Origin of the sequence: Azospirillum isscasi (assembly GCF_030849505.1) — a bacterium.
In the GTDB taxonomy this organism is placed as follows: Bacteria; Pseudomonadota; Alphaproteobacteria; order Azospirillales; family Azospirillaceae; genus Azospirillum; species Azospirillum isscasi.
Map to the genome: position 1 here is coordinate 1 of NZ_JAUJFI010000220.1, position 7,263 is coordinate 7,263.

Consider the following 7,263-nt stretch of genomic DNA (forward strand, 5'->3'; position numbering starts at 1 on the left):
TCAACGGCTCCTTTGGGGCGTGCGTTGCAAATCAGCATCGATGCTGCATTTGGTCCGCTTTCTTCTCAACAGCCTCTTACGACGCCGGCCTGGGCTGCTTCGCGGCGGTGAGGATGTTGGCGACGCCCACCGCATTCATGCCGGCGCGGGTGCCGATGGCGGCCAGCGACTCGCCGGGCTGCGCCTCGATGTTGGCGGCCTTCAGCGCCTGGATGGCCTTGTCGGCGTCGAGCCCGAAGACGGGCGCCACCGTCGCCAGCGGGGCGTTGCTCACCGCCCGCATCATGGCGCCGGGACCGCCCGTGGAGGCCGGGGTGCCGGTCATCGCCGTGAAGACCAGCGAGCCGGCGATGCTGACCACGAAGGCGGACAGGGCCACGTTGCGCTTGAAATATTGGACGAAGGCGGTCCAGTTGCGCACCAGATGCCACAGGCCGATGGCGGAGAAGCCGACGCTGAGCCATTCGTGGGAGAAGCGCACCAGATTGCCGTTCCAGTGCAGCAGAAGCATGATCCCCGTCACCGTGGAGACGACGAACAGGACAATGGTCACCGGCGTGACGATCTGGCGGGAGATGGTGGAGGTGATGGACGGCATGGCGGTCGGCTCGCGGTTTGAAACGGGCGGGTTGAACGGAATGCGGCCAAACTGGGGCCGGATTGTAACCGCTTGATGTCCCGCGCCGCCGCCGAACGTTACAGAGTGTAACGGCGCCCGCCGCGTCCCCCGCGCTTGACCGCCCCGCCCCGCGGTCCAGATGACTGCGTGATCCAAGGCGCAACCATCGGGGCTTCCGGTTCATGGGCATGCAGGAACAGCCGGAAGGGTGGCGTGACGAGAGCGAGGAGCGCCTGCGCGCCTACATCGAAAGCGCGCCGCGCAAGATGTGGATCGCCCGGACCGACGGGACGGTCGAGTTCTTCAACCGCGAATGGCGCGATTACACCGGGCAGAGCGGCGCCGAGGGCCGCCAGCACTGGCGGGAGGCCGTCCATCCCGCCGACCGCCCGCGTCTGGAGGAGGTCCGCGACCGGGCGGTCCCCCTGGGCCGGCCCTACGACGTCCAGGTCCGGCTGCGGCGGCGGAGCGACGGGCTCTACCGCTGGCACATCGGGCGCGTCTCCCCCGTCCATCTGCATGGGCGGCTGATCGCCTGGATCGGGGCGGCGACCGACATCGACAACCGCGTCCGCGCCGAGGCCGCGCTGCGCGAGAGCGAGACCAACTTCCGCACCATGGCCAACGCCATCCCGCAGCTCGCCTGGATGCGCGACCCCGCCGACCACAGCATCTGGTACAACCAGCGCTGGTTCGACTTCACCGGCACCTCGATGGAGCAGATGCAGACCGACGGCTGGTGGACGGTCATCCGCCCCGACCACGCCGACCCCATGCTGGAGGCCGTCAGCGCCGCGCGGGCGGAGGGCCGGGCCTGGGAATACACCGCCCCGCTGCGCCGCCACGACGGCGTGTACCGCTGGCACCTGTTCCGCGCCGTTCCCATCCGCGACGAGGCCGCCGGCACCATCACCCGCTGGTTCGGCACCAGCACGGACATCGACGAGCAGCGCGAGGCGCAGGAACGCCAGCGGCTGCTGACCCAGGAGGTCAGCCACCGGGTGAAGAACAGCCTGGCGCTGGTGGCGGCGCAGCTTTCGCTCCAGGCCCGCGCGTCGGACGACGACGGCGCCCGCAACGTCCTGATGGACGCCTACAGCCGGGTCCTGACCATCGCCGGGGTGCACGACCATCTGTGGCGGCAGTATGATTCGAGCTTCATCGACATCTCCGGCTTCCTGCACGGCCTCTGCCGGAAGCTCCAGGAGACCGCGCCGGGCCACGACCTGACCTTCGGCGGCGACCGGGTCGTCGTGCCCACCGATCAGGCCGTCCCCATCGGTCTGGTGGTCAACGAGCTGGTCACCAACGCCCTGAAATACGCCTATCCCGGCAACGGCGGCGGACCGGTCCGGGTGACCCTGCGCCGGGATGGGAAGGATGCGATGGTGCTGGAGGTGACCGACCAGGGCGTCGGCCTCCCCGTGGGGTTCGATGTGTCGGCGCCGACGAAGAGCCTGGGCATGCGGCTGCTGGTCAACACCGCCCGCCAGATCAACGCCACGGTGGAGGCGGAGCGTCTCGATCCGGGAACCCGCTTCGCCGTCGCCATCCCGGTCGGGTGGTGATTCACGCCGTCTCGATGTAGGACAGCAGCGGGTCCCAGTCGGCGCAGTGCTCCGCGGCGCGCTTGCCGGTCAGGTCGAACAGGCTGAGGCCGGAGGCCGCGGCGTCCGCGTAGATCTGGCTGTCGCGCAGCCGCGCCACCACGCTGTGCCCGACCCCGCCGAGGAACTGGTCGAGCCGGTCCGCCGCCTTGGTGCGGGCGCGCAGGCGGTTGCCGACCACCGCCACCGCCTTGCGGTGCTTGGCGATGGATTTCAGTTCCTCCAGCTTGCCGAGGAAGCGCTGCGTCGCCTGCTCGTCGAAGGCGCTGGGCAGCACCGGCAGGACCACGATGTCGGCCATCCGCACCAGATCCTCGATCTGCTTGGTCTTCAGGGCGGCGGGCGCATCGATGACGAGGCGCTGGATGCCCTTCGGCGCGTCGGACAGATCCTTGGCCCAATCCAGCCCGACCAGGGCGGGGGCCGCCGCCGGGCGGCGCGCCAGCCAGCCGAGCGACGAGCGCTGGCGGTCCACGTCGGCCAGCGCCGTGCTGTGCCCGGCGGCGGCGTAGGCCGCGGCGAGGTGGGTGGCGATGGTGGTCTTGCCGCAACCGCCCTTGATGTTGGCGACGAGGATGGTCCGCATGGCCGGAGAGATTACCCCTCCCGGTCGGGTTTTGACCAGAAGGCTTTCGCGTCGGCGAACCCGTCCCACAGGCCGAGCAGCGCCGGCTCGGAATCCGCCACGCCGCGGGCGTGCCAGCCGATGACGATGCCGGCGGCGCGCGGCTCGCCCGGCTCGGACCGGCTGCCGTCGTCGTGCAGCTCGTGCAGAAGGCGGGTCGCCGTCGCCACGTCGTTCAGATGGCCCAGCGCGTCCTGGAAGGCCGCCAGATCCTGGATGTAGCGGCGGGCCGGCTTGTCGTCGTAGAGGCTGCGGAAGAACTCCGCCGCGTAGCGCAGCTTCTTCAGGGCGATGCGCAGCTCGTGCCGCTCGGCCACCGACAGGCCGGCGAAGCCGTGGCCGGCGCGGCGGGCCTTCTTGGCGCGGCGCGCCATCAGCTGGTCGGCCAGCCCGTCCACCGGGTCGAACAGGCGGGCGGAATGTTCGCTGACCGGCTGGTCGCGCCAGCCCCGCGACTCGACCCAGGCGCCGAACTTCAGCAGGAAGATAGTGTAGCGGTCGGACCGGATGGCGTCGCGCACCGCCTCGTAGGCGCGGTCGCGCCGGGCGCGGGCCGCGGCGGCGAGCGCGTCGATGTCCTCCTGGAGCGGCTTGCCGTGGCCGTCGGCGCGGTGGAAGGCGTCCCGCACCGGCTCCAGCAGTTCGGCCAGGAAGACGTCCCAGTCGCGCGCCGGGCCGAGGCTGCCGCCCAGCCACTTCACCTCCCCGACCAGCCAATCGTATTGGGCGGCGGGGATGAAGTGCTTGAACAGGGCGAGCGCCGAGCGCAGGCGGCGCAGCGCCACGCGCATCTGGTGCACGCCCTCCGGGTCCTCCCCGATCAGGGTGACGGCCTCGTTCGCCAGCATGTGGCCGATGCAGGAGCGCAGGATTCGGGCCAGCGCGCCTTCCACCGTGGTGCCGGGTTCGAAATCCAGCTTGCCCGCCTTGCTCACCCGGTCCACGCCGCCGTCGGCCAGCGCATAGCCGCGCTCCGCCTTGGTCCGCGGGTCGAGCCGCAGCGGGGCGGCCTGCGCCAGTTCCAGCGCCAGATCGTAGAGGGCGGCGGCGGAGCCCTCCAGCAGCTCCAGCTCCACCTCCGACACCGCAATGGACGCGCCGTCCGGGCCGCGGATCTCGCCGCTGTCGAAGGCGATCTCGATGCGGCTGGCGTTCTCGCCCTCGCCCACCGTCACCATGCGGACGGTGCGCTGGATGACCGTGGTGAAGAGCGGCTGCAACTCCGCCTCGCTGACGGAGCCCAGCAGGTCCAGCGCGCCCGGCGCCTCGATGGCCGACAGGTCGGGGGCCGGGCCGGAGACGGGATGCTCCCACTCCGCCCGGCCAAGCTCGCCGCGCTCCGGCGCGCCCTTGACGGTCTGGAGGAACTGGTTGCCGACCTTGCGCACGCGCAACGTCACCAGACGCCCGGCCAGACGCCGGTCGGCGGTGTCGTAATAGGTGCTTTCCAGGGTCTTGGCGCCGGCTTTTCCCTTGGCGCGGGATGCGACCGCCGGGCAGGACCGGAGCTTCGCCATGTCTTCGGGCCTGACGGCCAGCTTCAGCTCGGTTTCCCGGTTGGACTCCGCTTCGACCACCATTCGTGCCCCGTCGTTTCCGGTGGGTTCCCGTGTTGCACAGGCCCCGGCCCCGGTCAAGTTACAGAACCATGACGCTTTTGTTGCAACCCTTTGTGGTCAGGGTTCCGCCTTCTCCAGCACCAGGAGCTTGGACATGTAGGCCAGCGACGTCTCCCGCACGCGCAGCCCGGCGGCGGCGAACAGGGCGGGCAGGTCGTCGCGGGCGTAATGGGCGTAGAAGGGCTCGTGGAAGGACTGGGGAAACCGGTCGATCAGCCCGTCCATCATCGGGTTGTCGCCATACTGCACGCTGTCCATGAAGACCAGGATGCCGCCGGGCTTCAGCACGCGGGCCATCTCCGCCGCGGCCTGCGCGCGGATCTTCGGCGGCAGTTCGTGGAACAGGTAGATGCAGGTCACGATGTCCTGCGACCCGGCGGCCAGCGGGATCGCCTCCGCCGCCGCCTGGACCAGCGCGCTGCTGCGCGCCCAGGGGGCGAGGTTGCGCCGCGCCTCCCGCAGATAGGCCGCAGAGAGGTCGAGCGCGGTGACCGGCAGGCGCGGGTGGTTGTCCTTCACGAAGGTCAGGAACCGCCCCGTCCCGGCGGCCACGTCGAGCAGGCGGCAGTCCGCGCCGCGCCGCGTCTGCAAATACTCGAAGATCGGCACCAGGGTTTGGCGGCGCATGGCATCGGCCCCGCCGCCGAACAGCACCTCCACCTGATGGTCGTAGAGGCGGGCGCTCTCCTCCGTCAGATAGCCGCCGGTCTGGTAATGGAAGTTCTGGCGGTAATAGGCGGGCAGGCCCCCGCTGCCGGGCGGCGGGTTGGCGCGCACCTCCACCGCCGCATGGTCGCGGCGGCGGCGCGACACCTCCGGCACGTCGCGGAAGAAGGCCGCGGCGTCGGCCAGCAGCCGGCGCGGGTCGGGCAGCAGGTCGTGCGGCAGGCGGTAATAGCCCGCCTCGATGTTGGCGAGGTCGCGGGCCAGCAGGGCGCTCAGCTCCTCCAGCACCGCGCGGGTGCCGGGGACCGGGCGCCCGGAGGAGGGCGGCGTCCGCGGCGGTCCGGTGATCCGCCGCCCGATCCGCGCGGCCATCATGTACTGGCCGAGGAACCAGGCGACGCGGGCGGACTGGCTGGCCGCGTAAGCCAGCCGGGGAGCCAGCCGCGGGGCCAGCCGGGCGGAGGACTGGGGGGCGATCCTGTTCATGGGGATAGAGATGGGATCGGCGGTCCCGCCCGCCCAGAGCCCCGCTTTTTCGCCGCATGGGGCAACCGGTCGCCCACGCGGGGCGTTGCAAAGCGGGCGCCCCTGTGCTGGATTGCCCGGCAAAAGTTCAACCCGTGGGAAACAGCAGCCATGACCGAGTTCAACACCATCGACGACCTCGACGTGAACGGCAAGACGGTGCTGGTGCGTGCCGACCTGAACGTCCCGATGCAGGACGGCAAGGTTTCCGACACGACCCGCATCGACCGTCTGGCGCCGACCCTGACCGAGCTGGCGACGAAGGGTGCGAAGGTCGTCGTGCTGTCGCACTTCGGCCGTCCGAAGAACGGTCCGGACGCCAAGAACTCGCTGCGCAACGTGCTGGAGGCGCTGAGCGCCGCCGTCGGCCAGACCGTCGCCTTCGGCGAGGACTGCGTCGGCGACAAGGCCAAGGCCGCCATCGACGGCGTGCAGCCGGGCGCCATCGTGCTGCTGGAGAACACCCGCTTCCACGCGGAAGAGGAAAAGAACGACAAGGATTTCGCCAAGAAGATCGCCGATCTCGGCGACCTCTACGTCAACGACGCCTTCTCCGCCGCGCACCGCGCCCACGCCTCGACCGAGGGCGTGGCCCACTATCTGCCTGCCGCCGCTGGCCGCCTGATGCAGGCCGAGCTTGAGGCGCTGACCAAGGCGCTGGAGAAGCCGGAGCGTCCGGTGGCCGCCGTGGTCGGCGGCGCCAAGATCTCCACCAAGCTGGACCTGCTCGGCAACCTCGTGAAGAAGGTGGACATGCTGGCGCTGGGCGGCGGCATGGCCAACACCTTCCTCTACGCCCAGGGCGTGGATGTCGGCGCCTCGCTCTGCGAGAAGGACATGGCCGATCAGGCCCGCGCCATCATCGAGACCGCCAAGGCGTCCAACTGCGAGCTTCTGCTGCCGAAGGACTTCATCGTCGCCAAGGAGTTCAAGGCCGGTGCGGCCCACCGCGCCGTTCCGGCGGACGGCATCGGCGCCGACGAGATGGCGCTGGACGTCGGCCCGGCGACCGTCGAGTTCCTCGGCCTGAAGCTCCAGGGTGCCAAGACGGTGGTGTGGAACGGCCCGCTGGGCGCCTTCGAGATCCAGCCCTTCGACGCCGGCACCAACGCCGTCGCCGGCCTCGTCGCCGAGCGCACGTCGGAAGGCGGCCTGCTGTCGGTGGCCGGCGGCGGCGACACCGTGGCGGCGCTGGCCCACGCGGGTGTGGAGGAGAAGTTCACCTACATCTCCGCCGCCGGCGGCGCCTTCCTGGAGTGGCTGGAAGGCAAGGAACTGCCGGGCGTGGCCGCGCTGAAGAAGAAGTAAGGGTGGAAGTTGGGGTGGGGGGGCAGAACGGGCCCCCACCCTTCCCGCTTCGCGGGCCCCTTCCCTCCCCCGCTTCGCAGGGGAGGGAGCTTGATCCCCTCCCCTGGGTTGGCGGGGGAGGGCTAAAGCGGATTGCGATCCGCTTTGGACCGCGACGGCGGTCCCGGTCGCCCAAGCGACCGAAGCCCGCCGGCGAATGAGGCGATATGAGTCTAAATGGTGCATCCGCTAAATGAGGGCGACGTTTGGGAGGGCGGCGACGCCGAAGCGTTTTGTCGTCCGGTGGCGCCGTCG

At 70.4% G+C, this 7,263-nt stretch carries 6 protein-coding genes; 2 read left to right on the forward strand and 4 right to left on the reverse strand.

The features are described 5' to 3' along the window. Window positions 1-76: 76 nt before the first annotated feature. Window positions 77-598 carry a DUF4405 domain-containing protein gene (locus QSG27_RS26450; RefSeq protein WP_306711478.1) on the reverse strand — a complete coding sequence of 174 codons (522 nt, stop codon included), beginning with the start codon at window positions 596-598 and terminating at the stop codon, window positions 77-79. A gap of 203 nt (window positions 599-801) precedes the next feature. On the opposite strand from QSG27_RS26450, the gene QSG27_RS26455 reads away from it, so the two are divergent. Then, window positions 802-2,187, forward strand: a complete 1,386-nt coding sequence (locus QSG27_RS26455; protein ID WP_306711480.1) for a sensor histidine kinase — start codon at window positions 802-804, stop codon at window positions 2,185-2,187. A 1-nt stretch (window position 2,188) separates the two neighbouring features. Here the strand turns inward: QSG27_RS26455 and QSG27_RS26460 are convergent, their stop codons facing one another. From QSG27_RS26460 to QSG27_RS26470, 3 genes are all read right to left on the reverse strand, one after another. Continuing rightward, complete coding sequence (locus QSG27_RS26460) at window positions 2,189-2,812, reverse strand: ParA family protein (protein ID WP_306711482.1); 624 nt, start codon at window positions 2,810-2,812, stop codon at window positions 2,189-2,191. An 11-nt stretch (window positions 2,813-2,823) separates the two neighbouring features. Continuing rightward, window positions 2,824-4,431: a CYTH and CHAD domain-containing protein gene (locus QSG27_RS26465; RefSeq protein ID WP_306711484.1), complete on the reverse strand. Its 1,608-nt coding sequence runs from the start codon at window positions 4,429-4,431 to the stop codon at window positions 2,824-2,826. 96 nt (window positions 4,432-4,527) lie between these two features. Next, the gene (locus QSG27_RS26470; RefSeq protein WP_306711486.1) at window positions 4,528-5,622 is read right to left on the reverse strand and encodes a class I SAM-dependent methyltransferase; all 1,095 of its coding nucleotides are present in this window, start codon (window positions 5,620-5,622) and stop codon (window positions 4,528-4,530) included. 150 nt (window positions 5,623-5,772) lie between these two features. On the opposite strand from QSG27_RS26470, the gene QSG27_RS26475 reads away from it, so the two are divergent. After that, window positions 5,773-6,969, forward strand: a complete 1,197-nt coding sequence (locus QSG27_RS26475) for a phosphoglycerate kinase (protein WP_306711488.1) — start codon at window positions 5,773-5,775, stop codon at window positions 6,967-6,969. Window positions 6,970-7,263 lie beyond the last annotated feature (294 nt).

Excerpts from the sequence above, each read along its gene's own strand:
- QSG27_RS26450 (WP_306711478.1), bottom strand. The coding sequence starts at position 598 with ATGCCGTCCATCACCTCCACCATCTCCCGCCAGATCGTCACGCCGGTG.
- QSG27_RS26455 (WP_306711480.1), top strand. The coding sequence starts at position 802 with ATGGGCATGCAGGAACAGCCGGAAGGGTGGCGTGACGAGAGCGAGGAG.
- QSG27_RS26460 (WP_306711482.1), bottom strand. The coding sequence starts at position 2,812 with ATGCGGACCATCCTCGTCGCCAACATCAAGGGCGGTTGCGGCAAGACC.
- QSG27_RS26465 (WP_306711484.1), bottom strand. The coding sequence starts at position 4,431 with ATGGTGGTCGAAGCGGAGTCCAACCGGGAAACCGAGCTGAAGCTGGCC.
- QSG27_RS26470 (WP_306711486.1), bottom strand. The coding sequence starts at position 5,622 with ATGAACAGGATCGCCCCCCAGTCCTCCGCCCGGCTGGCCCCGCGGCTG.
- QSG27_RS26475 (WP_306711488.1), top strand. The coding sequence starts at position 5,773 with ATGACCGAGTTCAACACCATCGACGACCTCGACGTGAACGGCAAGACG.